At 40.1% G+C, this 26,860-nt stretch carries 15 protein-coding genes; 6 read left to right on the forward strand and 9 right to left on the reverse strand.

Features of this window, described 5'->3' with window-relative positions:
• Nucleotides 1–74: 74 nt before the first annotated feature.
• Both HMPREF9009_RS23835 and HMPREF9009_RS23840 read right to left on the reverse strand, forming a co-directional pair.
• Nucleotides 75–1,487 (reverse strand): RagB/SusD family nutrient uptake outer membrane protein, encoded by a 1,413-nt coding sequence (locus HMPREF9009_RS23835; RefSeq protein ID WP_004299182.1) that lies wholly within the window; start codon nt 1,485–1,487, stop codon nt 75–77.
• A 19-nt stretch (nt 1,488–1,506) separates the two neighbouring features.
• Entirely contained in the window at nt 1,507–4,542 is a 3,036-nt protein-coding gene (locus HMPREF9009_RS23840) for a SusC/RagA family TonB-linked outer membrane protein (RefSeq protein WP_008640806.1), read from the reverse strand.
• Nucleotides 4,543–4,993: 451 nt separating this feature from the next.
• On the opposite strand from HMPREF9009_RS23840, the gene HMPREF9009_RS23845 reads away from it, so the two are divergent.
• From HMPREF9009_RS23845 to HMPREF9009_RS23870, 6 genes are all read left to right on the forward strand, one after another.
• Nucleotides 4,994–6,184 (forward strand): site-specific integrase, encoded by a 1,191-nt coding sequence (locus HMPREF9009_RS23845; protein ID WP_004315066.1) that lies wholly within the window; start codon nt 4,994–4,996, stop codon nt 6,182–6,184.
• 812 nt (nt 6,185–6,996) lie between these two features.
• On the forward strand, nt 6,997–9,948 hold the full coding sequence (locus HMPREF9009_RS23850) for a SusC/RagA family TonB-linked outer membrane protein (RefSeq protein ID WP_009041213.1): 2,952 nt from the start codon (nt 6,997–6,999) through the stop codon (nt 9,946–9,948).
• Between the two features lie 21 nt (nt 9,949–9,969).
• Nucleotides 9,970–11,442: a SusD/RagB family nutrient-binding outer membrane lipoprotein gene (locus tag HMPREF9009_RS23855; RefSeq protein WP_008025100.1), complete on the forward strand. Its 1,473-nt coding sequence runs from the start codon at nt 9,970–9,972 to the stop codon at nt 11,440–11,442.
• Between the two features lie 100 nt (nt 11,443–11,542).
• Entirely contained in the window at nt 11,543–12,802 is a 1,260-nt protein-coding gene (hflX, locus tag HMPREF9009_RS23860) for a GTPase HflX (RefSeq protein ID WP_004315613.1), read from the forward strand.
• A 119-nt stretch (nt 12,803–12,921) separates the two neighbouring features.
• Complete coding sequence (locus HMPREF9009_RS23865; protein ID WP_004315614.1) at nt 12,922–14,925, forward strand: DUF4954 family protein; 2,004 nt, start codon at nt 12,922–12,924, stop codon at nt 14,923–14,925.
• A gap of 548 nt (nt 14,926–15,473) precedes the next feature.
• A complete protein-coding gene (locus HMPREF9009_RS23870) occupies nt 15,474–17,111 on the forward strand; it encodes a fumarate hydratase (protein ID WP_004306525.1) in 1,638 nt (545 codons plus the stop codon).
• Nucleotides 17,112–17,286: 175 nt separating this feature from the next.
• Here HMPREF9009_RS23870 and pelA read toward each other — a convergent pair whose 3' ends face one another.
• From pelA to HMPREF9009_RS23905, 7 genes are all read right to left on the reverse strand, one after another.
• Nucleotides 17,287–18,381 carry a pectate lyase gene (gene pelA, locus HMPREF9009_RS23875; protein ID WP_004306527.1) on the reverse strand — a complete coding sequence of 365 codons (1,095 nt, stop codon included), beginning with the start codon at nt 18,379–18,381 and terminating at the stop codon, nt 17,287–17,289.
• A 152-nt stretch (nt 18,382–18,533) separates the two neighbouring features.
• Nucleotides 18,534–19,874, reverse strand: a complete 1,341-nt coding sequence (locus tag HMPREF9009_RS23880; protein ID WP_081357948.1) for a TolC family protein — start codon at nt 19,872–19,874, stop codon at nt 18,534–18,536.
• Entirely contained in the window at nt 19,871–22,903 is a 3,033-nt protein-coding gene (locus tag HMPREF9009_RS23885; RefSeq protein WP_049703582.1) for an efflux RND transporter permease subunit, read from the reverse strand. The genes HMPREF9009_RS23880 and HMPREF9009_RS23885 overlap by 4 nt, the downstream gene beginning before the upstream one ends.
• 171 nt (nt 22,904–23,074) lie before the next feature.
• Nucleotides 23,075–24,163, reverse strand: coding sequence for an efflux RND transporter periplasmic adaptor subunit (locus tag HMPREF9009_RS23890; RefSeq protein ID WP_004316320.1), 1,089 nt, complete (start codon nt 24,161–24,163; stop codon nt 23,075–23,077).
• 99 nt (nt 24,164–24,262) lie between these two features.
• A complete protein-coding gene (rsgA, locus tag HMPREF9009_RS23895; RefSeq protein ID WP_008025096.1) occupies nt 24,263–25,195 on the reverse strand; it encodes a ribosome small subunit-dependent GTPase A in 933 nt (310 codons plus the stop codon).
• Nucleotides 25,196–25,301: 106 nt separating this feature from the next.
• Nucleotides 25,302–25,862, reverse strand: coding sequence for a ribosome recycling factor (frr, locus tag HMPREF9009_RS23900; protein ID WP_004299198.1), 561 nt, complete (start codon nt 25,860–25,862; stop codon nt 25,302–25,304).
• Between the two features lie 51 nt (nt 25,863–25,913).
• Nucleotides 25,914–26,825, reverse strand: a complete 912-nt coding sequence (locus tag HMPREF9009_RS23905) for an EamA family transporter (protein WP_049703583.1) — start codon at nt 26,823–26,825, stop codon at nt 25,914–25,916.
• Nucleotides 26,826–26,860 lie beyond the last annotated feature (35 nt).

A 26,860-nucleotide genomic window follows, 5' to 3' on the forward strand; every position in this document is an offset into this window, starting at 1 on the left:
TTAATTCTAAAATTGCAGGTCTCATCTACTTATTTAAAACTTATCCTTATATGGAGGCAATATTAAAAAATGTTTTATCGAGGTAGATTATCACTCCATCCCTCTGTTTGTATAACTCCAAAACCTGAATTAACTTCAAAAGAAGGTATTGGGTACACAAATTTGGCAATGTTGAAATTAGTATACGCTCCATCTGCCACACTAATAATTTTGCCTAATCTTCTTGCATCAAAGAAGCGATGTCCTTCTTGAACCAGTTCTAATTTTCTTTCTTTGTCAATCACATCAATAATCGTCTGATCCTCTGCAATTTCACTATCATCCAAATCCGGGTTTCTTTTTGCCGCTACTTCCAACAGTTTTTCTTTAGCTTTACCATAATCAGGAGTTGATTGTTTTGCATATGCTTCTGCCTGTATTAAATACATTTCAGGCAGTCTGAAAACCGGCAAGTTAGAAATCTGATTATTGGTTGTGATACCACGCATTTTTCCACCAGTCCACGTACCGCCAAGAAGTGCCAGACGAATATCATTAGATGAATATTCTGCTATTGTTGCGCTGTTAATAGACAAACCGTATTTATTCCATAAAGTATTCAGAGCATTAGCAGATAAATAATCATCTTCGGCTTTTGCTATAAAGAAAATGTCTTCTGTCGAAACAGCCAATGTCGTGTACATATTCTTATAGTCTTCTTTGGTTGATACAATTGTACCACCACTTAGGGTTATTGCCTCTTGAGCCGCCGTAATAGCCCCTTCGTAATTTTTCATATAGAGTTTTACGCGAGCTTCAAGTGCAGCAACTGCAGCCGTATTCATATACTGTTTACCTACATTTTCAACACCTTCTTTAGCATAATATTCTTTAGCCTTCGTTATATCATCAAGAATCAAGCTATAATTTTGTTCTACACTAACTCTTGACACCTGTGAATAGGCAGGGACGGGCTCAGTAACGTTTACGATACCTAATGTCGTTTTGTTGGCTTCCGAATATGGCAAACCAAACATGTTAGTCAAATAGAAAGAACAGAGGGCTTTAATTGCATAGGCTTGAGCGATGCATCCTTCCACTTCTGTCAGATCCCCCTTTGTTACTTCTTTAAATGAAGCACCTTCTTTAATGATACGTGCACAACGGTCGATAGCCCAATATCCGTATGCCCATATTTCTTCTATGTATGAATTAGTATCCAGTATCTGATAGCGGAAGATGTCATAGAAATGAGACGTTGCAACGGAATGTGAAGTGATATCCGTTGGCGCATCTCCAATTGCTAATACATCACGTCCCAGAAAACGATATGAACCTAATGTGTAATATACACCATTTAAAGCATTCTGAAAATCTTGGGTAGTAACCAAGGCTTCTTCTGTCGGAACAGAAGTTGATGGCGTTTCTGTCAAGAAGTCATCGCATGCGGTGAATGAAATTGCCATCCAACCGGTTAATAAAGCAAATAATATTTTCTTCATTGTCATAAATTTCTAAAGTTATTTTTTAGAAGCTAAGATTAAGACCGAACATGATATTTCTAGGTACAGGATATGCCCAAGACTGCATACCGGTAGATCTAGTTTGTGGATCAAATCCTATAAAATCTTTAGCAGTGATAGTGAACAAATTGTCAGCAGAGATATAAACTCTTAAATTGTCAATAGCCACTTTATTCATAAGGTTCTTCGGAAGAGTATATCCTAAAACCATGGATTTCATTCTCAAATAAGAACCGTTCATTAAGAAACGGCTGGAATTAGTTTCTGCTCCCGAGTTGTCTCCAGCTACAAATTTGGGTACGTCGGTTATATCTCCCGGCTTTTGCCAGCGGTTGTCATAAACATAGTTAGATACCGGACCTAAGAAATAATGTCCAACCTGCATATCAAATGCAAATCCGGAGTTATATACTTTATTTCCCAAGGTGAAACTGGTATCAAAAGAGAAGTCAAAACCTTTGTATTTGAAATTCATTCCAAAGCCACCATAAAATTTAGGATCGGCAGAACCTACAATTCGCTGACCGGCCTCATTTACATTTTTTGTTTTCTCATCCCCTTCTTGTCCTTTATACCACATTGCTTCTCCTGTTTCAGGATCCACTCCTGCATATTCCGGCATATAGAATGTATTATACGCCTCGCCAACTTTTCTGATAGTTAGAGTATTCTCAATTGGTTTTTCTGTGGCAAGTTTTATGATTTTATTTTTATTTGCCGTACCAGTGAAACGAACATCCCAACTGAAATCCTTATTTCTAAGTACGTTAGCGTTAATCAAGAATTCTATACCTTTGTTTTCCATCTCACCTACATTTTTTAGGATAGACCCGAATCCAGTTGTGTAAGAAAGTGGTACATCAAATATCATATCTTTTGTCCGTTGGTTATAATAGTCTACTTCGAGTGTCAGTCTTTCGAAGAAAACAGCATGGATACCGATATCGGCTTTTGCAACAGTCTCCCATTTTAGATCCGGATTGGCTATTTGGTAAGGAATAGCTCCTGGTTTACCATTATAAGAATATCCATAATTATATAATCCCATTGCTGCATAATAACCAATATCCTGATTACCTACAGTTCCATAACTACCTCTGATAGTCAAATCTGTCAACCAACTTTTGGTATTTTCCATAAAGCTTTCGTTAGAGATGCGGTATTTTGCTCCTATAGACCAGAAAGGAGCCCATTTGTTGTTTACACCAAATCTTGACGAGCCGTCATAACGGAAACTGCCTGACAGATAATATTTATCATTCAAGTTATATTCTGCATTCATAAAGAATGAAGAAAGAGTGCTTGCTTTGGTTGAAGATCCCGCCCCTGTTGGCTTGGAAGCATTGTCCAATTCAAAAACAGCATCACTAGGATATCCACTGGCAGCTGCATAAATTGTTCTATAAGATATTTTCTGTGCTTCTTGTCCCAACAATACATTCAAATGATGCATGTCTTTGAAAGTGCGGTTGAAGTTTACGGTATTGGTAATGGTCAAGGTTGTTGCCCTTTCCTGATTTCTTTGACCAAGCATACCGCTACCGGAATATTGAGGATTATAAATTGAACTGTAAAAGAACTCGTCCAAGTCAATTAAGCTCAATCCTGCATTTGTCTTCCATGTTAAGCCATCAATAATATTATAAGTAAAATATGGATTCACAACCAATGTAATCTGCTTTTGATTGCGTTTATCACCTTTTTCTTTATCGTTAATGGCTACAGGATTATAATTAACATTTGTATTATATGTTCCATCTTCATTGCGCACCTGTTCAAACGGACGGATGTCATATACTGCTACAATAGGATTAGTATATTGGCTTTCAGTCATAGTATTGTTTATATCGGAGAGTGCTCCATTCACCGAAAGTCCATATCCTATCCGCCCGCTTTTTCCATCTAAACTAATACGTCCGCTATAGCGTTTCATTCCAGTTCCGATGACGATACCTGTATTCTGAAAATATCCTCCACTAATATAATAGCGCAAATTTTCATTCCCACCTTGAGCACTGATATCATATTCTTGTGAAAAACCATTTTGCAGAATCTCCTTCAGCCAATCCACACTCTTGATATTTTGCGTCAAGTCCACATTATACCAATCCATAACATAGGCATTCAGCCATTCAGCAGAAGTCATGCCATCCTCACCGTCATATCCTGCATTTGTTAGTCCTTCGGTCCAGATCTCTTTGTATTTATCCAGATTTGTCGTACGATAATTATGATCTATCTTACCTACAAAACTAGTTCCGACTTTTGCATTCACATTAAAACGCGCTTTTCCCAGACTACCTTTTTTAGTAGTAACTACAATTACTCCATTCGCTGCACGAGCTCCATAAATAGCTGTAGCTGTAGCATCTTTCAAAACTGTGATGGACTCAATGTCGTTAGGATTGATATTAGCCATCGGACTTGCCGCCATATCCCCTGTTCCGGCTTTGTTATAAGCCCCCATTTTGTCTGTGTAAATGGCAATACCATCAATTACGTATAAAGGTTCGGTTCCAGAATTCATTGAACCAACTCCACGAATAGTAGTAGAAGCGTATGCACCAGGTTGTCCAGTCAAGCTATTTACTTGTAAACCAGCTACTGATCCTTCCAAAGACTTCATAAAGTTTGCATCTGTTTTTTTCATCAAGTCCTTGTTATCCACCGTTTGGGCAGATCCCGTAAATGCCGCTTTTTTAGTTACCCCATATCCGGTTACCACAACCTCATCTATTAGCTGTGCATCAGATTTGAGAACCACTCGCAAATTGGGCTTTATCGCCACTTCCTGCGTCTGCATACCAATATACGAAATCTGCAAAGTCTTTGCAGAACTTGGTACATTCGACAAATTAAAATTACCATCTACATCTGTGATTGTACCTTGAGTGGTACCTTTTACCAACACAGAAGCGCCAACAACTGGCTGCCCGTCTTCTTCAGAAATCACAACGCCTGTGATTTTTTGAGTTTGGGCAGTTACCAGGCCTATGCCCACAAAAAGGCATGCCAATAACAGCATCAATTTTCTTTTCATAAATTCTCTCTTAAAGTTTAACTTTACATTATTTGTATCTTTACTCTAACAATTTGCAAATATATTAATAAAACTGAAACTAACAATTATATTAATAAAAAAAGGTTGCAAATATAACATTTTGTTATTTTATGTGCTGTATTTATGCCGATAAGCATGTTTTTTCTTATTAAAAGCGCTGATTGCTAAAATAGCTAGTAACACTTTGCATGAGCAAAATGCATCTTTTAATATTTCTTTTACTCGTTTTTAGTCATAAAACACCTTTAAAAGCTATTCTTTTTGCTTTTTTCGTGGAAAAGCGAATAAAAAAGTGGCATTTAATTTAAAGTTTTGTGAATACTCGGTTATTTGGAGATTTGTTTTTTTTAGAGATATTAATGCTTATTCGTCTCTGATATAGCACAGAATTACGTCTAATTTGTTCTATTATTAATTTAAAAATGAAAGTATGGAAAAGATCAGTTACAACCTTGTGTTTAACAGAAAGAAGAGATTGAATAAAAAAGGAATGGCGTTAGTACAGGTAGAGGCCTATCTGAACAGAAAAAAAATGTATTTCTCCACCAAAATATATCTCAAACCCGATCAGTGGGATGCTAAACGAAAGATGGTGAAGAATCATCCTAACGCCAATGTTTTGAATCGTATGTTGTATGAGAATATAGCAGCTATTGAGCATACTGAACTTGGATTATGGCAACAAGGAAAGCCAATATCGCTAGATTTATTAAAGAATTCGATTGATAAGCCTCTAAGTAACGGGAGCTCATTCTTAACTTTCTTCAAAGAAGAAGTAGCTAATTCTCTTTTGAAAGAGAGCACCAGACAAAATCATCTTTCCACCCTTGAATTACTTCAGGAATTTAAGAAAGAGATATTATTCACCGATTTGACATTTGAATTTGTGTCCTCATTTGATAATCACCTGCAGTCTAAAGGCTATCACCTTAATACCATTGCCAAGCACATGAAGCATCTAAAACGATATATTAACGTTGCTATAAATAAGGAATATATGGATATACAAAAGTATGCTTTTAGAAAGTATAAAATTAAAAGTATAGAGGGAAGTCATACGCACCTGGCTCCGGAAGAGTTATATCGCTTTGAAAATTTACAGCTAACAGGAAGATATACGAGGCTACAAAAAACAAAAGATGCTTTTTTATTTTGTTGCTACGCAGGGTTACGATATTCTGATTTCACCAGTCTGACCTCCGCAAATATTGTTGAATTCCATCAGGAAACCTGGATTATATACAAGTCTGTTAAAACTGGTATTGAGGTACGTCTTCCTTTATACTTATTATTTGAAGGCAAAGGAATCGAGATATTGCAACGCTATAAAGATGATCTTGACAGCTTCTTTAAGTTAAAAGACAATTCTAATATCAACAAAGAATTGAATTTATTAGCAGGCTTGGCGAAAATAGATAAACGTGTGTCATTCCACACCGCCCGGCATACAAATGCCACCTTATTATTATATAGTGGTGCCAATATTACTACGGTACAAAAGCTATTAGGACACAAAAGTGTGAAGACTACACAGGTATATGCAAATATAATGGATATAACAGTGGTACGTGATCTTGAGAAAACGGCCTCATCAAAAAATAATAATAGGTACAAAAGCTAGATGAAAGTGTTCTGTTTTTAAGATTTAGTTTTAGAAATGGAGGGTCTAATTTTCTCTAATAGAAAGAAAAGTGTATAATTAAATGAAAGAATATGCAATATCAGTTTCAAAAACGCATATACATAACCTAAATACACATCGTTATTACGAATATTATCACTCGTCCCATTTAAAGGAATAAAGTGTTCCTTTAAAAGGAACGGGTCATTGGTCGTAGAGAAGCCCTTGCTTTCTTTAAAAGGAAAGGATTAAAAGTTAATTTATAACCCTGATAGCCTCTAATAGCTATTAGAATCCGGCATTTGGGGTTCTTTCATTTTGGCGTCAGATAAATGATAAATACTTCTTTTTACATAATTAGATGTAATTACACAATCTCTTTGATACAGAAAAAGCATATAACCATCCAATATGAATATTCATCAATCATATTCTCTGCGATTTTGGAGAATATTTAAATCCACCCCTGCATATTTTAAAATATACAGTAATAAAATATGCATTTTTTCATCTGGAGTTTTTCTTTTTCTTAGATTATCGTTTGCTAATGAATATATTATTATAGTCAATAATTATTGGATATAATTTAGAACAATAAAACCATCTTCAACAGTTAAGATGGAAATAAGTTTTAGCTTATATCATATAAGATAAGAACTTAAATAATTAATAAATAGATGGTTATGCCCTATTTTTGATAGAAATCTGGTATCATAAATCTGCAAATTAATACGTTTGGTAGGTATTTAACATATTGATAATCTGCATAATAACGGCAACGAAAGATTTATTGCCGAAGGAAAGTAAACATCGTGTATATTATTAGTAATCAAGATATTATAGTTGTATTTAGTTCTGCAAAGACTTTGCAGATTTCGTATATTGGTATGCAGACGCAGGAAGTGGTTATAAAACCGAATCTGAAAGTTGTGCTAAAATCTGATTCTCAGAAACTTGATGAGGTTGTGGTGACTGCGATGGGGATTAAACGTTCTGAAAAGTCTTTGGGATATTCAGTGACAAGTGTTAAAGGTGATGAAATAACCAAGGCACGTGAAAGTAATGTTTTAAACTCCTTATCAGGTAAGATCGCAGGTGTACAGATTGGACAGTCGTCAGGTACTGCAGGGGGAAGTTCTAGTATTCAGATTCGTGGTGCTTCTTCTATTGGTAGCGTGTCGTCTCCACTTTTTATTGTTGATGGTTTGCCTATTGACAATGGGGCGTTCAATCCGGACAGAACTAATGGCATTGTTGATGTTGGAAACCGTGCAGGAGATATTAGCTCGGATGATATCGAGTCTATTAATGTTTTAAAAGGGGCTGCGGCAACTGCATTGTATGGTGCGCGTGCGAAAGATGGTGCTATCGTAATAACTACCAAAAAAGGTAGTCGCAATTCGCAGGTATCTGTTACAGTTAATTCTTCCACACGTTTTGAGAATGTTTTGAAACTGCCAGATTTTCAAAATGATTACGCACAAGGAAGTTATGGCAAATATAATGTAAAAATGTTGAATGGTTGGGGGCCTAAGATATCTTCTGTGCAAGATCAGACATTTGCAGATTTTAAAGGAGAACAGGTTACTTTGCAAGCATATCCTGACAATGTAAAAGATTTCTATGAGACAGGTATGAGTTATATAAATAATGTCGCAATTGCTGGTGGTACAGAACGTTCTGATTTTAGAATCAGTGTCTCTACTACTAATCAGACAGGGGTGGTGCCCGGATCCGATTATAATAAATATGCTTTTGCCGTTAATGGTGGTATGAATTTCACCAAGAACTTCACAGGGCGAGTTTCAGCACAGTACATCCGCTCTGATTCGGAAGGACGGCCTGCTCAGGGATCTAATGATAATAACTTGCTCATTCCTTTGATAAACGGAATGCCGCGTACGGTAAATATCAACGATGTGAAAAACAATTGGATTGACGAATACGGTAAGCAAATATCACTGGATCCGGAAGGAAAGAGTAACAATCCGTATTGGATAATCAACAAGAATAAATTTACTAATCAGTTGGATCGTCTTATCGGCAATATTGTTTTGACTTATAAACCGATAGAAGGACTGACAATCTCGAATAATGCAGGAACTGACTTTTATACAGAAACCAGACGTAAAGTATATTCGAAAGGGACAATTGGTAATCTTGAAGGACAGTTCCAGACATGGGATCTCTATAAGCGTATTTTGAATAATGATTTGATGATATCGTATGAGAAAACATTTGCGGAAGATTATGGAGTAAAAGTAATGTTGGGACACAATATATATCAGGAAGACTGGAGAAATAATAATGTGTTGGCGCAAAATCTGGTTGTAGATGAATTGTATGCATATACTAATGCTAAGACAACGAGTCCGGTAAATTATACCTCTAAGAAACGGCTGGTTGGTCTTTATGGAGATATAAGCTTCAGTTATAAGAATATGGTATTCTTGGATGTGACAGGAAGAAATGACTGGTCATCTACATTACCTGTAAATAACCGTTCTTATTTTTATCCGTCAATTAGTGGTAGTTTTATTTTTACAGAATTGATGAAGAATAAGGATGTTTTGAGTTATGGAAAATTGCGTATGAGTTATGCTAATGTCGGTAGTGATGAACAACCATACCAGTTGGCGTTTCAATATACTCCGGTTAATTCTTATTTTTTGCAGTATAATTTAACGAATGTTTTTCCCCATAATGGATTAGTAGGATTTACAGGCCCTCGTGTATTGCCGAATGAGAATCTTAAACCACAAAATCAGGCATCGTTTGAGGTAGGTACTGATTTACGCTTTTTCCAAAATCGTATTCGTTTAGACTTGACTTATTATAAAAGTGTAACTAAAAATCAAATCGTAAGCATTGATGTTCCTTTGTCCACGGGGTATTTTGCCAATAATATTAATGCGGGAAAAGTATCTAATAAAGGGATTGAAGTAGCATTAGGAGTTACCCCTGTACAGACTAAGGATTTTAAATGGGACTTGGAGGCTACTTTTGCAAAAAACACCCAGAAAGTTGATGAGCTGGCAGAAGGGTTGGATGAGTACTCGTTGACTAGTGGATTGAGTGGATTGCAGATAAAAGCGGAAGTTGGTGGTTCGTTTGGTCTGTATGGTACAGGTTGGAAACGTGATGATTCGGGCAATTATGTTATTAACGAAAAGACAGGACTCCGTGAAATTGTAAACAATGTGCGTTTGGGAGATGTTTACCCGGACTTTACAATGGGTATTAATAATACGTTCTCTTACAAAGGTTTCACATTGAGTTTCCTGATAGATATTCGTCAAGGTGGTTCTCTTTACTCTGAAACAGTGGGTACTTTACGTACTACCGGACTTGCTGCTGAAACTGCTGCCCATCGAGAAGATGCGTCGTTTATTGAACCGGGAGTCATCTTACAATCTGATGGAACTTACAGAGCTAATGATGTGCCGGTTAAAAGTATGCAAGATTATTGGGGGCATGTGGCAAAATCAAGTAATAATGAGGGTAATATTTTCGATGCTTCATATGTTAAATTACGTGAGTTGAACTTTTCTTATAGTTTTCCTAGAAAATGGTTTAGAAGTTTCTTTGTCAAATCTCTTGATTTAGGCTTTGAGGCTCGTAATCTTTGGATTATAAAAGATCATGTGCCTCACATTGATCCGGAAGCTAACTTTTTTGGACCTGCACAGATCGGTGGGGGAGTTGAGTTCAATAGTATCCCGACAACAAGAAGTTTCGGATTTAATATTAGATTGACATTATAATAATTATCAAAGAGAAATAATATGAAAAATAAAAGATCAATATATACTATAGCAATCATATTTACATGTGCTATTTTGAGCTCATGTAGTGATTGGTTGGATGTTAATCATAATCCAAATTCTGCGGAAAAGGTGGATCCCGGATATTTATTCAATTATGCAGTAGTGAATTGGGCTGGTAGTCGTACCGGAGGAGATGCTTACATTCCTCTTTCTCAAAGTATCCAGTGTCAGGCAGACGGCGGCGATGATTATGGGGGCTGGGCGGAAGGTTATTATGTCATAGATCCATATAGCCTTGGTAATACATGGAAGCATTACTATTCTGTTGGAGGTAATAATTTGCAGTTAGCTATCAAAAATGCTCAAGAAGCTACTCCTGTCAATCATAATGGAATTGCTCAATGTAAAATTATTCTAGCTCAACATATTTATGAGACAACAATGATATGGGGAGATATTCCATTTACAGAGGCTTGGGTAGAAGGAGTTAAGTATCCAAAATTTGATTCTCAGGAAGTAGTTTTGAATGGTGTAGTAAGCTTGTTGGATGAAGCGTTGAATGAGATCAACTTGGATGATCCTTTGGCCATTACTGATTACGATATTTTTTATAAAGGTGATATGCAAAAGTGGATTCGGTTGGCCAAATCTTTAAAATTCAGAACTTTAATGACAATGGTGGATAAAGATCCGACGAAAGCAGAACAGATTGGAAAGTTGATAAGTGACGGTGGTATGATTAGTTCGGCTGATGATAATCTGCAGTTCCCATATTTACAGACTGCCGGTAATGAAAATCCTAAATATAAAATATTGGAGAAGTATACAAATGGCATCAATATTATGTTTTTTGCAAATAATAATGTATTGAAGCCTATGCAGGAACGTAATGATTCTCGTATTTCCAGATATTTTGAACCGGGAGCTGACGGGGTGTATCGAGGCTTGGATACTCGGCAGGCAGCAGAAGAAACTGATGATGAAAATGCGGATTTATTATCTTCCGTTATAAGTAAGTATCTTTTTAGAAAAGAGGCACCTGAATTAATTTATTCTTATCAGGAACAGTTATTTTTTGAAGCGGAAGCGTATGTACGTGGGTTGGGAGTAACTTCTAATTTGGTGAAGGCTAATGAATTATATAAGAAAGCTATTCAAACAGCTTGTGATTATTATGAAGCAGATCCGGTAAAGACAACTGAATTTATTGATGCTTTGGATGATTTAAACACATTGGAACCTGATAGAGCTTTATATGAGATTCATATTCAGCAATGGATTGATTTGATGGACAGACCGTTGGAAGAATTTGTACAGTGGAGAAGATCAGGATCCAATGGTAACGAGGTACCTGTACTTACTGTGCCAACAGAAGCTACTTCTCGGGAACTTATTCGTAGATGGGAATATAGTCCTGAGGAAATGACTGCTAATCCTAATGCACCCAAAGAATCTCCTAAAATTTGGGAAAAGATGTGGTTTGATTTATAGATTCTAAGGTGATAAATGATACGAAAAAGAGGACAATAAAACATTGTCCTCTTTTTTTTTGTTATATTTGCGCCCACATTATTATATATAGAAGTAAAGAATGAAAGAATTTGTAATATCCGAAGCCAAAGTAGAGACAGCAGTGCTTGTCGGACTCATCACACAAACGCAGGATGAGCGTAAGACGAACGAGTATCTGGATGAACTGGCTTTCCTTGCCGAGACGGCTGGGGCGGAAGTAGTGAAACGATTTACGCAGAAGTTGCCGACAGCTCATTCAGTGACTTATGTCGGAAAAGGAAAGTTGGAAGAAATCAGACAATATATTCGTAACGAAGAGGAAGAAGAACGTGAAGTAGGAATGGTCATCTTTGATGATGAGCTTTCTGCGAAACAGATTCGTAATATTGAAGCCGAACTGAAAGTGAAGATACTGGACCGTACTTCACTGATCCTTGATATATTTGCCATGCGTGCACAGACAGCCAATGCGAAGACGCAGGTAGAGCTGGCACAATATAAATATATGTTGCCGCGTTTGCAGCGACTTTGGACTCACTTGGAACGCCAGGGAGGAGGTTCCGGTGCCGGTGGCGGTAAAGGTTCCGTGGGACTTCGTGGTCCGGGTGAAACACAGCTCGAGATGGACCGCCGTATCATCCTGAACCGTATGTCATTATTGAAAGAACGTCTGGCGGAGATTGACAAGCAGAAAGCTACCCAACGAAAGAATCGCGGACGCATGATACGTGTTGCACTGGTTGGTTATACCAACGTGGGAAAATCAACCATGATGAATCTTCTCTCCAAGAGCGAAGTGTTTGCAGAAAACAAACTATTTGCGACTTTAGACACCACTGTGCGTAAAGTGATTATTGATAATCTACCGTTCTTGTTGTCGGATACGGTAGGATTTATTCGCAAGTTGCCTACCGACCTGGTAGAATCTTTTAAATCTACCCTGGATGAAGTGCGTGAAGCAGATTTGCTTGTACACGTAGTCGATATTTCCCACCCCGGATTTGAGGAACAGATTGAGGTGGTGAACAAGACACTGGCAGAGATTGGCGGCAGTGGCAAACCTATGATACTTGTATTTAATAAAATAGACGCTTACACCTACGTGGAGAAAGCGCCGGACGACCTTACCCCCCGAACAAAGGAAAACTTAACACTCGAAGAACTGATGAAGACGTGGATGGCAAAAATGGAGGATAACTGCCTCTTTATTTCCGCCCGCGAACGAATCAATATAGACGAACTGAAAAATGTAGTTTATCAGCGAGTGAAAGAATTACACGTTCAGAAATATCCCTATAACGATTTTCTTTATCAGACCTACGAAGAAGAGGAAGAATAAACGGGAGGGATTTATGATTTCTGATTTCTGAATTATGAGTTGGCTGTGCGATTATGACGGACAACATCACAGTTCATAAATCATAATTCATAAATCATAACTCATAAATCATTTAGTATATGAAAGACTATCGTAGATTGACTGAAGATGAGGTACTTCAGTTGAAGAGCCAGTCGTGTCTGGCCGATGATTGGGGAAATGTATCAGTGGCAGAGGGCTTTAATTGTGAGTACGTTCATCATACCCGTTTCTCGGGTGAAGTGAAACTGGGGGTATTTGAATCAGAATTTACATTGCCGGGGGGAATCAAGAAACATTCGGGATTGCGTCATGTGACGTTGCATAATGTATCAGTGGGCGATAACTGTTGTATTGAGAATATCCAGAACTACATTGCTAACTATGAGATCGGTAGTGATACCTTCATTGAGAATGTAGATATTATTTTAGTGGATGGATTAAGCACTTTCGGTAATGGGGTAGAAGTGGCTGTCTTGAATGAAACAGGAGGTCGTGAAGTGTTGATGAACGATAAACTGTCTGCTCATCAGGCGTATATACTTGCGTTGTATCGCCATCGTCCCGAACTGATTAACCGTATGAAATCTATTGCGGATTATTATTCCAATAAACATGCTTCTGCCGTCGGCAGTATTGGCAATCATGTCATGATTCTCAATACAGGTTCAATCAAGAATGTCCGGATTGGTGATTACTGCCATATTTGTGGAACTTGCCGTTTATCCAATGGAAGCGTCAATAGTAATGTGACAGCGCCTGTACATATCGGTCACGGGGTAATTTGTGACGACTTCATTATCTCTTCCGGTTCAAAAGTGGATGACGGTACGATGCTGACCCGTTGCTTCGTCGGGCAGTCCTGTAAATTGGGACATAATTATTCCGCTTCCGATTCTTTGTTTTTTAGTAATTGCCAAGGAGAGAACGGTGAGGCATGTGCTATTTTCGCAGGTCCTTTCACCGTGACACATCATAAATCTACTTTGCTGATTGCCGGAATGTTCTCGTTTATGAATGCAGGTTCGGGATCCAATCAGAGCAACCACATGTATAAGTTGGGGCCTATCCATCAAGGAACGATGGAAAGGGGAGCGAAGACCACTTCTGATTCCTATATCTTGTGGCCGGCACGTGTCGGAGCTTTCTCATTGGTCATGGGACGTCATGTCAATCATGCCGATACTTCTAATCTTCCTTTCTCCTACCTGATAGAGCAGCGGAATACGACTTATCTGGTTCCGGGAGTCAACTTAAGAAGTGTAGGTACTATCCGTGACGCACAAAAATGGCCGAAACGTGATAATCGTAAAGACCCGAACAGGCTGGATTATATCAACTATAACCTGTTGAGTCCTTATACCATTCAGAAGATGTTCAAAGGGCGTTCCATTTTGAAAGAATTGAAACGTGTGTCCGGTGAAACTTCAGAAATCTACTCTTACCAGAGTGCTAAAATCAAGAACTCTTCTTTGAACAACGGAATCCGTTTTTATGAAATTGCTATTCACAAGTTCTTAGGAAACTCCATTATAAAACGACTGGAAGGCATTAACTTCCAGAGCAATGAAGAAATCCGCCAACGCCTGAAACCCGATACGGAAATTGGTATCGGCGAATGGGTAGATGTTTCCGGGTTGATTGCTCCCAAGAGTGAGATCGACCGATTACTGGATGGTATTGAGAAAGGAGCAGTCAATCGTTTAAAGTCCATCAATGCAAGCTTCGCGGAAATGCACGAGAATTATTATACTTATGAATGGACATGGGCTTATCATAAGATCCAGGAATTTTATGGCCTAGATCCGGAAACGATAACAGCGCAAGACATCATCGGTATCGTGAAAGCCTGGCAGCAAGCTGTTGTCGGATTGGATAAGATGGTATATGAGGATGCTAAGAAAGAATTTTCGTTATCTTCTATGACTGGATTCGGTGCTGATGGCTCTCATGACGAAATGAAGCAGGACTTTGAGCAAGTGCGAGGTGATTTCGAAAGCAATACATTTGTGACTGCGGTGTTGAAACATATTGAAGATAAAACGGCTCTTGGAAATGAGCTCATCGAGCGAATCAAAATGATTGATAAAACGGAAATAGTGTAGCGAGTCAAAAATAAGTAGATAAATAAATGAGAATTTAGGGGCGTAGCGCCCCAACAAGGTTTCCATTCGGCATGTTATCGTTTTAGACATACCCTAAAGGGTGGAACTGTATCTCTTTCAGGGAATACCGAATGGAAACCTTGCTCCGGCGCTACGCCGGTAAATGGGAATTTAGCGGTTAAATGGGAATTTTGCGGTTAGGCTGAAAGCCTTACAATTATATATTTATTGGGGTGCCCTGAAAGGGCTTAATTATATAGCGTAGGGCAACGCCCTACGAAAAAAACACACCAGCCACAAGCCCTGAAAGGGCGGAACTGTATACAATTATGCCCTTTTAGGGCGCAAATTCAGATTACCGTTTTTTCGTAGGGCGTTGCCCTACGCTATATAATTAAGCCCTTTCAGGGCACTCCGCAAAATTATCATTTATTGACCTGCCTATTTTTATCCTACAATGTTTTATTTCTCAATTTTTAATTCTCAATTCTTAATTTATCATTACCTTTGCCACACTAACTAACATTACGTAATAAAATAAGAAACTTATGGCAACACCTCCGTTTAAGTATCAGCCCATGTTTGAAAAGGGAAAAGATACAACTGAGTATTATCTGCTTACAAAAGACTATGTATCAGTAAGCGAGTTTGAAGGAAATCCCATCCTGAAAATTGAAAAAGAAGGTTTGACTGCGATGGCTAATGCTGCTTTTCGTGATGTATCATTCATGCTTCGTCGTTCGCACAACGAACAAGTTGCTAAGATTCTGAGTGATCCGGAAGCAAGCGAAAACGATAAGTATGTGGCGTTGACTTTCCTGCGCAATGCAGAAGTTGCTTCAAAAGGCGTACTTCCATTCTGCCAGGACACCGGTACTGCTATTATCCATGGTGAAAAGGGACAGCAGGTATGGACTGGATATTCTGATGAAGAAGCACTTTCACTGGGCGTATATAAAACATACACTGAAGAAAACCTGCGTTATTCACAGAATGCGCCTCTGAATATGTATGATGAGGTAAATACAAAATGTAACCTCCCTGCACAGATTGACATCGAAGCTACCGAAGGTATGGAATATGAATTCCTTTGTGTAACAAAAGGTGGTGGTTCTGCCAACAAGACATATTTGTATCAGGAAACAAAAGCGATCCTGAATCCCGGTACATTGGTTCCGTTCCTGGTTGAAAAGATGAAGACATTGGGAACAGCCGCTTGTCCTCCTTATCATATCGCTTTCGTAATCGGTGGTACTTCTGCTGAAAAGAACCTGTTGACAGTGAAATTAGCTTCTACTCATTTCTATGATAACCTGCCGACTACCGGAAACGAATATGGTCGTGCATTCCGCGATGTCGAACTGGAAAAAGAAGTATTGGCAGAAGCTCACAAGATTGGGTTGGGTGCACAATTCGGAGGTAAATATCTTGCTCACGATGTACGCATCATCCGTCTGCCTCGTCATGGTGCATCTTGTCCGGTAGGTTTGGGTGTATCTTGCTCTGCCGACCGTAACATCAAATGTAAAATCAATAAGGAAGGTATCTGGATTGAGAAACTGGATTCAAATCCGGGTGAACTGATTCCGGCTGAACTGCGTCAGGCAGGTGAAGGTGATGTTGTGAAGATCGACCTGAACCGTCCGATGCCTGAAATCCTGAAAGAACTGACTAAATATCCGGTTGCTACCCGTCTGTCATTGAACGGAACGATTATCGTAGGTCGTGACATCGCTCATGCTAAACTAAAAGAACGTTTGGACCGCGGTGAAGACTTGCCACAATATATTAAGGATCATCCTATTTATTATGCAGGTCCGGCAAAAACTCCGGAAGGCATGGCTTGTGGCTCTATGGGTCCTACTACGGCAGGACGTATGGACTCTTATGTAGAACTGTTCCAAAGTCATGGCGGTAGCATGGTGATGTTGGCAAAAGGTAACCGTAGCCAGCAGGTGACAGATGCTTGTCAGAAATATGGTGGTTTCTATCTTGGTTCTATCGGAGGTCCGGCAGCTATCCTTGCACAGAACAACATCAAGAGCATCGAATGTGTGGAATATCCGGAATTGGGTATGGAAGCTATCTGGAAGATCGAAGTAGAAAACTTCCCTGCATTTATCTTGGTAGATGATAAGGGTAACGACTTCTTCAAACAGTTGAAACCGTGGAATTGCAAAAAATAACCGGTTGATACCTGTTGGGATAAAACGGTAAGAAGAGGCTGTAAATGCCTTGAATTAATAAAGGGGCTGTCTGACTATTTTATTGTTAGACAGCCCCTCTTCTTATTTTAAGGACTTAAAGACTTTCCGGATATTAACTTTTTCAGTGTAAATATCGACCTTTCATCTGTTATGATTACTTATTCTGTTCTTTTTTCCATTTTTCATATCTCTTCAACACCTTGCTTCCATCTTTGTTATACCAACTATAACCATTTCGGCGTTCGTGTCCGATTTCCGATATATCATATTTTTTAATGCCATCACGGTCGCAGAAAAAAGGCCGGTTTGTTTCCAGATCATAAAAACGTGCCCAAAGAGTAGGACAGTCTTCACAGGGAACCATGCGATAGTCTTTTTTGCCATCACTGTTGGTGAAATATTCCTTCTGTATTCCTTTTATTTCAGACTTTTGGAACCATTTGATAGCACCTTCTATGGATTTTACAACGTCTGCAGATGGATGGGGAAGTGACATCAACAGTAATACAATATTGTCCGACTCTTGTCCGCTTAGTGACGGGAGTTCATAGGCACGTGCCTTGCAGGGTTCCAAAGTGACACGGTCATGTTGGGCGCACCACACTGTTAACTCTCCATTTTGGCGCACCTGCGTTTTGAGTATACACTCTATCCCTTTATTAAATGCATTACGTGCTTGTTCACAGATATTGTCAGGAAGGAAAGTGTACGGAGCTTTCTTTTCGTATATGCTCCGAAGTTGATTCATGACTCTCACCATTGCATTGTCATTGTAGGTGATTTGTACGTAATAACCTTTGGGACGCGGATAAAATTGAGGCCATCCACCGTTTTCATACTGCGATTTGAGCAGATATTGAATACCGTTCAGCACTCCTTCTTTATATTTCTCCTTTTGCGTAGCCAGATAAAGCCGTGACAAATATTCTATTTCTGTCGTGGTGGCATTGTTGTCGATGGTGCTTTGGTTGGTATCTTCTTTAGCTTTTAGTGCCGCATTATATTCTTGTTCCGTCAGTTCTGCCGGCATATAGATATTCTTGGGCCAGCCTCCGGTCGTTTGTTGATAGAGTAACACGTTGTCACCGATGCGTTGGGCTTCTTCCGTCTTGAAGAAATCATCGTCAAATTTAGGGGCGATGTGTACCCATTCTTTGTAGTTCTGTTGTTTTCTGTAATCTGTTGCTTTTTGGGCTGAGGCGTTTGTCAGGATAAAAAGTAGCAGTAAGAAAAGACTTAGTTTTCTCATGGCTTTTATTATTTAATGTTTTTATAGTATGCAAATGTAGGAAGAAAGAAAAACATCGGTATGTAATAACTGTTTTTTATACAGTAAAAATTGGGTTAACCCTCCCGATAAGAAGATTAACCCAATAAAAAAAATAAATGGAAACTACTTCCTTATTCCAGATATTTCGTAATCTTTCCGCTGATTTGCAACAGGGATATTTCGCAAAGTTTCGTGTTATATTCAGCAGAGAGGATGCGTTCTTCTGCATCTAACAAACTTTTTTGTGCTTCACGCACTTCAAAACCGGAGAGGTCCCCCTGTATATAACGGTCCATGGCAATATCGTGATTATCTTTGGCAGTTATCAGGTTTTGACGTTCCAGATTCAACAATTGAAGATTGTTGCGATAGGCTTGCCATAGGTTACTGAGATCAGAGCGGAGTGCTAATTCCAAGTCCTGTCGTTCCAGGCGACGATTTTTGAAAGCCAGACTTGCATTTCTCTTTTCGCGGCGGCGATTACCGTCGAAGATATTAAAACCGACAGTTATTCCGGCATTGAAGCCCAGTTCACCTCTTCTGCTGTTTGCATTGATGTCATACTTGTTGAACGTATATCCATATCCGGTATTTAATTTGAGATATGGATAGTTGCGTGAGTTTATTTTCTTGTAGTCCAATTGGGCAAGTACCGTGTTTTGATCGGCCTTGAGCAAAGAAGCATTGGTTGCTAACGTAGAATTCCACAAATCATCAAATTGCAAGTCGCTGTGTACGTCGATGGTGGAGTCTTTGATAATAATGTTTTGATTGACATTGTTGTTAGCCATCAGTTCATTCAACTGGATGCGTGAAGAATGTAGCAATTCCTGTTGTTTGATGTATTGGGCACTGTCTGCATTGAAATCCACTTTTGCCTGCTGATAATCCAGCCCTGAAAACTTACCGACCAGGTGACTAGCCTCGGCTATGCGCAAGCGCTCTTTGGAAAGTGACATTGCATAATGAAAGTTTTTCAGGCGAATCTTCTGCTGGATAAAGTTATAGTATTCGGAAGTCAGGGCAGCAATAAAATCTTCAATAGCAATACGCGTGTTGGTTTCCCCCTGGCGTTCCAGCTCTTTCAACTGTTTGTAGGTGGTACTGATATTGAATCCGTCGAAAATAGTCCAGTTGAGGTTAAGGCCGACATTAACCGTCTGATCGTAGACTCCGTTATGCTTTGTTATTTCCCCGGTAGCACGCGCCTTGGTCTCAATATTGTCGAGGTTTCCGGTATATCCGGCAGAGAAGTCCAGTGTAGGCAGGTATCCCGCATTTCCCAACGTTGCGTTGTTTTTGCTGATCTGCTCTTCGTTATGGATGATACGTAAAGAGTAATTGTTTTGCAATCCTTCTTCCAGACACTCCTTGAGAGTGAGAACTTGTGCCTTTGCAAAAGAGACTGATAAGAAGGCACATGCAATGGTGATATAAATGATGCGTTTCATGCAAATTCCTTTCTGTTTCATTCTTGTAGTTTTTTGATTCGGTTAGTCGAAATGTAACTGTAAATAGCCGGTACAATGTACATCGTAAGCAGAGTGGATACGACCATACCACCCACTACCGCCGTACCCATGGCAATACGCTGGTTACAACCTTCTCCGGTGGCAAATGCCAGCGGGATAAGTCCCAAAACCGTAGAGGCACTTGTCATCAGAATCGGACGGTGGCGTTGAAGGGCAGCATCTTTGATGGCACTCATTTTATCCTCTCCGGCTTCCTGTTTCTGATTGGCAAATTCTACAATAAGAATACCGTTCTTCGCCACCAGACCGATCAGCATGATAATACCGATCTGACTGAAAATATTCATCGTAATATCTCCGAAATACATGAAGACCAAAGCTCCGGCAATAGCCAGCGGCACTGTCAACATGATAATCAACGGATCTTTGAAACTTTCAAACTGGGCTGCCAGAATCAGATAAATCAAAAGGATAGCCAGGATAAAGGCGAACATCAGACTGGAGGAACTTTCACGATATTCTTTCGAGTCTCCCGACAGGGCAGTGCGGAAAGTGTCATCCAATGTTTCTTTGGCAATCTTATCCATTTCATCCAAACCTTGCCCGATTGTTTTGCCGTCTGCCAATCCCGCAGAGATGGTAGCTGACACAAAACGGTTATAACGATACAACTTTGGAGGTGCAATACCGCTTTCCAATTCAATCAAGTTGTCCAGCTGAATCATATCCCCGCTACTGCTACGGACGTAAATAGCTTTCAGGTCGGCCGGTTTGTTTCGTTGCTGGCGGTTGATTTCACCAAGAATTTCGTATTGTTTACCGTTCATATAGAAATATCCCATACGCTGTCCACTTAATCCATATTGCAGCGTTTGAGCAATGTTTTTGGTACTTACTCCCATAATACTGGCCTTGTCGCGGTTGATCTGAATACGAGCTTCCGGTTTACTGAACTTCAAATCAACGTCCGCCATCTGGAAAACAGGATTCTCATATACTTTAGCCATAAACTTGGGCAACACTTCTTCCAGCTTTTCCAAATTGGTAGCTTGAAGTACATATTGTACAGGCATGCTTCCACGACGTCCGCCGAAAGAAGACTGCTGCTGTACGAATGAACGCGCCATTGTTTTCTTCTGTACCGCTTTTGATATTTTCTCTGCCACATCCATCTGGGTATAATTACGTTCATTCATATCCTTCAGCGTGATGCGCACGTTTCCGCTACCGCTGGATACACGGGCAGTTACAGCCTCGGCATCAGGCAGAATGGAGTCTACCAGTTGATTGATGTCTTCTGTGTAATCCCTGATATATTCATAGGTGACGCCTTCCGCTCCTCGTGTATTGATACTGATTTGCGAACGGTCTTCAAGTGGGGCCATTTCCGCAGGAACTGCATTCCACAGAATACCAATCAGGCAAATGGTGATGAAAGTAAATGGAAGAGCGATCCAGCGTTTGCTAAGAAAAGCGGCAAGCGAACGGCTGTATAGCCGGTTCATTCCTTCAAAGAACGGTTCTGTTTTTGCATAGAACCAACTTTGTTTTTCCCGTTTAATGAGTAACTTCGTTGCCAACATCGGAGTGAAAGTCAATGCGGCAAATGAGGATATAATCACCGAACCCGAAATTACGATACTGAACTCACGGAATAATCGTCCCGTCATTCCATCCATAAAGACGATAGGGAAGAATACCGCTACCAGCGTAATAGTGGTGGAAATAACGGCAAAGAAAATTTCTTTGGCTCCTTCTATTCCCGCTTCTTTCGGGGCCATTCCTTTCTCTATACGGATGTAGATATTTTCTGTCATAACGATGGCGTCATCTACCACCAGTCCCACCGATAGTACGATGGCGAGCATGGAAAGCACATTGATGGAGAATCCTGCCAGATACATAACGAAGAAAGCACCGATAAGCGAAACAGGGATTACGATACAAGGTACCAACGTGACGCGCCAGTCACGCAGGAAGAGGAAGATAATGATGATTACGAGTACAAAAGCTTCATATACAGTGGACTTAACCTCATTGATAGACGCACGGATAAACTTGGTATTATCAAAACCATAATTATAGTGTACATCTTCCGGCAAGTCTTTTTTCATTTGCTCCATACGTTGGTATACAGCATCCGCAATCTCAATGTGGTTGGCTCCCGGCTGTGGAATGACTACGACACCCACCATAGGAACGCCGTTCATCTTCATATAACTCTTAATATCAGCCGGGCCCAGTTCAGCACGTCCGATATCACTGAATCGTACAATACGGTTATTCTCTTCTTTGACAATCAAGTCATTGAATTCATCTGCGGTATGCATCAATCCTAGCGTACGGATCGTCAACTCGGTGGTATTTCCTTCGATACTACCTGAAGGAAGTTCCACATTTTCGTTATCTACAGCGTTTTTAACATCGACGGGAGTGATACCGTAGCCTGCCATCTTTACCGGGTCGAGCCAAAGGCGCATGGAGTAACGCTTTTCTCCCCAGATAGATACACTACTTACATCGGAAATAGTCTGTAATTGTTCTTTCACAGTCAGGTCCGCTATTTCACTTAACTCCAACAAAGAACGTTTGTCACTTTGAAGGGCAACCATCAAGATAGGCATGGCATCGGCATCCGCTTTTGAAACTGTCGGTGGGTCACAGTCGCGAGGCAGATAACGTTGGGCACGTGAAACCTTGTCACGTACGTCGTTGGCCGCTGTTTCCAGATCGACGGACAATTCAAATTCTACAGTGATACGGCTTTGCCCCTGCTGGCTCACACTGGACAAAGAACGGATACCGGGAATACCGTTGATATTCTGTTCCAACGGTTCAGTTATCTGGTTTTCGATAACGTCGGCATTAGCTCCCGGATAAGAGCAGCTGACAGAAATAATCGGATTATCTACCGACGGATATTCGCGGACACCCAAATAGTTGTATCCGATGAATCCGAAAAGGAGGATAATAATCGTTAATACTGTGGCTAATACCGGGCGACGTATACTTAATTCGGAGATGTTCATTGATTTATGATTTCTGATTTCTGAATTATGATTTCTGAGTTATGGATTGAAGATTTCTGATTTTTGAATTCTGGTTTCTGGTTTCTGAATGTTTGCTGTATTCTGCTGACTTATAAATCATAAATTATTTGGCTTATAAATCATAAATCAGAATTCATAAATCAGACATTCTCATTCTTCAATATTGTCAAGTGTTACGGCGAGTCCGGTACGGAGTTGCAATGTTCCTGAAGTGATGATTGTGTCTCCTACGTGCAATCCTCTAATCACTTGCACTTCAGATGCGGTGCGGATACCGGTAATAATATCCACCGGTTCGGCCTTTCCTGATTTATATAGATAGACTTTATCTTTACCCATTTCCGGCACAATTGCTTCCGTTGGGATGGCTATTGCATTAGGAATTTCATCCTTTTTCAACAGCACACTGGCATAACGGCCGGGGAGCAGGGTGCGATTGACATTCGGGTATAATGCACGGGCGGTAAATTGATGCAGATTCGGATCGATGGCAGATTCTACAGCGTATACCTGTGCGCCGAAAGCATCCAATGTTCCTTCAACGCTGAAATTGAGATTGGTACCCTTTTTGATTTGCTTGGCATAGCGTTCCGGAACGGAAAATTCAACCTTCAGTGGAGCGATTTTTGTCAGCTTGGCAACGACTGTGGTCGGAGACGCATACGTACCGATACTGACTTGGCGAAGTCCGATCACTCCGTCAAACGGAGCACGTAGCTCTGTCAGTTCAATATTAGCTTTGATAATTTCTATATCGGCATTCAGAGTTGCTAAATCCGTTTTCACCTGTTCGTAGGCTTCTTTACTGACAGCATCCCGTTTCAATAAAGCATCCTGGCGGAATACACGGTCTTCTGCCAGTTTCAATTGCGAAATCAACCTTTGCAATTGTGCCTGCAACTGCCTGTCATTCACTTTGGCTAGTAATTGGCCTTTCTTTACGGCTGTTCCTTCTTCAAAGTTGATTTCTACAATCTTTCCCGACGTTTCGAAAGATAAATCCACTTCTTCATCGGGTAGAAGTACACCAGTAGTGGTGAACTCATCTGTCAGAGATTGTGGTTTTATGACCTTGGCATTTACATTTAAAACTTGTTTCCCTCTTTTTTTATTACTGCCCATCACTTTGTCGGCGGCTGCTAGTTCGTCGTTTTTTTTCGGTAATTGTGAGTAGATTCCTCCACCGATAATCCCGGCACCAACAAGAATAATGATGCCCCATTTAGTCTTCTTATTCATGGTTTAGTATTGTATATGGCAATTATATTGTACATCTTCAAAAATTAGACTTCCCCTGATGGGAAAGGTTTAAAGAAAGGAAGAGTAAAAAAGAGTTAATCAGTAAGCAGCCCGATATTTTCCTTCCTCTTTATCTTCCAACATATTGAGATAAGAGGTATAACGGGATTCGCTGATGAGGTGCTCTTCCACTGCTTTGCGTACGGCACATCCCGGTTCATGACGATGTGTACAGTTGCCATATTTGCAGTCGGCGGAGGTTTTGAATATTTCGGGAAAATAATGTCCGATCTCTTCTTCTTCCATATCGAATGTGCCGAAGCCCTTGATACCCGGAGTATCGATGATATAGCCATCTCCTTCCACAGGGAACATTTCGGAGAAAGTAGTAGTATGCATTCCTTTGTTGTGGTAAGAAGAAATTTCGCCGGTCTTGGCTTCTATGCCCGGCAGTATGGAATTGATAAGAGTCGATTTGCCGACTCCCGAATGTCCGGAAAATAAAGTAATCTTGCCTTCCAGTGCTTTTTTGATTTCAGCCACTCCAGTGCCGTTCTTTGCGGAAACTTTGAAGCAAGGGTAGCCGATTTGTGTGTATAAGTTGATAAGGGCGTCCAGATAGCGGAGCTCATCTTCGTCGTAAGCATCTACCTTATTAAATACCAGTTTGACAGGGACGCGATAGGCCTCTGCGGATGCAAGAAAGCGATCAATAAAAATAGTGGAAGTTTCCGGATAATTGATGGTTACCACCAGCATACACTGGTCGAGATTGGCAGCAAGGATATGAGATTGTTTGGAAAGATTGGACGAGCGGCGGATGATGTAGTTCTTTCTATCTTCTATTTCACTGATAAAAGCAGTGCCTTCCTGATTAAGTATAATCCGGACACGATCACCCACTGCAACAGGATTAGTACTGCGAATCCCCTTCAACCGGAAATTCCCTTTGATTTTACATTCAATAGATTGTCCGTCATCGGTTTTCACCTGATACCAACTACCCGTGTTTTTGATTACTAATCCTTTCATATAAATTATAAATTAAAAATGAAGAATGAAGAATTCAGGCTGTGTTTCAACTGAATAATACAGCATTATAATTCCTCATTCTTCATTCTTAATTCTTCATTATTTTTTAGACGGTCATAATTTCTTTATCCTTTTCAGCCAGCATATCATCGATTTGTTTGATATACTTATCATGAATTTTTTGCAGTTTGGCTTCCGCATTCTTCTGCTCGTCTTCTGCCAATCCGTCTTTTACGGCCTTTTTCAGTGCGTCGATGCCGTCACGACGCGCGTTGCGTACGCTTACTTTAGCCGTTTCGCCTTCTCCTTTACACTGTTTTGCCAGTTGTTTACGGCGTTCTTCCGTCAGGGGAGGGATACCGATACGGATCATTTCTCCATTGTTTTCGGGCATGATACCGAGGTCAGAGTCGATAATTGCTTTTTCGATGACACGGAACATGCTTTTATCCCAAGGCTTGATCACGATACTGCGGGCGTCCGGAGTAGTAATTGCTGCTACATTGCTGATAGGTACCATACTTCCGTAAGAATCTACGCGGATACCATCTAATAAGCGTGCACTCGCTTTTCCGGCGCGGATATGTGCCAGTGCTTCTTCCAGATACATGATGGCCATATCCATCTTTTCTTGTGCATTGTCAAGGCAAGTCTTTACGTCTACCATATTTTTTGAGATTTAAAATTGCATTTTGATTGATTAAGTAGCAAAAGTATATTATTTTTTGTTCATCTGCAACAGCATACCCATCTTTTTTATGAGTGACTTGCCAATGATAATCAGGGTAACGGCGGTGATAATCATTAAAATACCCATCATTAAGCGGGGAGTCAGTTTTTCGTGAAACAGGAGAACACCGAAGAATAAAGCTGTCACCGGTTCCAGAGCACCCAATATTGCCGTTGGTGTAGAGCCTATATAATGGATAGCAAGTGCGGTACAGACCAGTGATACGGCAGTTGGCAGGATGGCGAGTGATAGTACATCGACCCAGAGCCAGGCAGACGGTATTACTTGCAGTTCCGTACAGAAATTTAAACGGACGATATAAACCGATAGTCCGAACAGAATGGCATAGAAGGTAAGTTTCGTGGTCGGCAGGTTTTTCAATGTCGAACGGTTTACACCTACTATATATATAGCATAAGAGAGAGAAGACAACAGAACAAAGATAATTCCCAAAGTCGATAGCGGTTTGTTGCCGTCTCCCTGATAAAGCAAGGCAATGCCTGAAAGTGCCAGCAGGATGGAGAAAACGGTAATGGCGGAAATCTTTTCCTTGAAGAATATTCCCATAATGACAGCTACCATCACCGGATAAACAAACAGAATCGTTGAAGCAATTCCGGCATCCATATAATTATAACTCATAAACAAAAGCAGTGATGAAAAAGAGAATAACAGCCCCATAATGACTAAGGGCAAAACGTCTGCCTTATGAAGTGTAAAAGACTGGTGCTGCATTTTCATCAGAATACCCAATACGATTGTCGCAAAGAAGTACCGGTAGAATAAAACGGTATCGACACTCATTCCGGCTGCATAGAGCGGAAGTGCAAAAAGAGGATTCATACCGTAGCTCGCAGCGGCAATCGCTCCATAGATAAAACCTTTGGTTTTGTTAGTCATTGTTTTGCTTTTTTTAATGGCGTGCAAAAGTACGC

This window comes from Bacteroides sp. 3_1_13, from assembly GCF_001185845.1.
In the GTDB taxonomy this organism is placed as follows: domain Bacteria; phylum Bacteroidota; class Bacteroidia; order Bacteroidales; family Bacteroidaceae; genus Bacteroides; species Bacteroides xylanisolvens.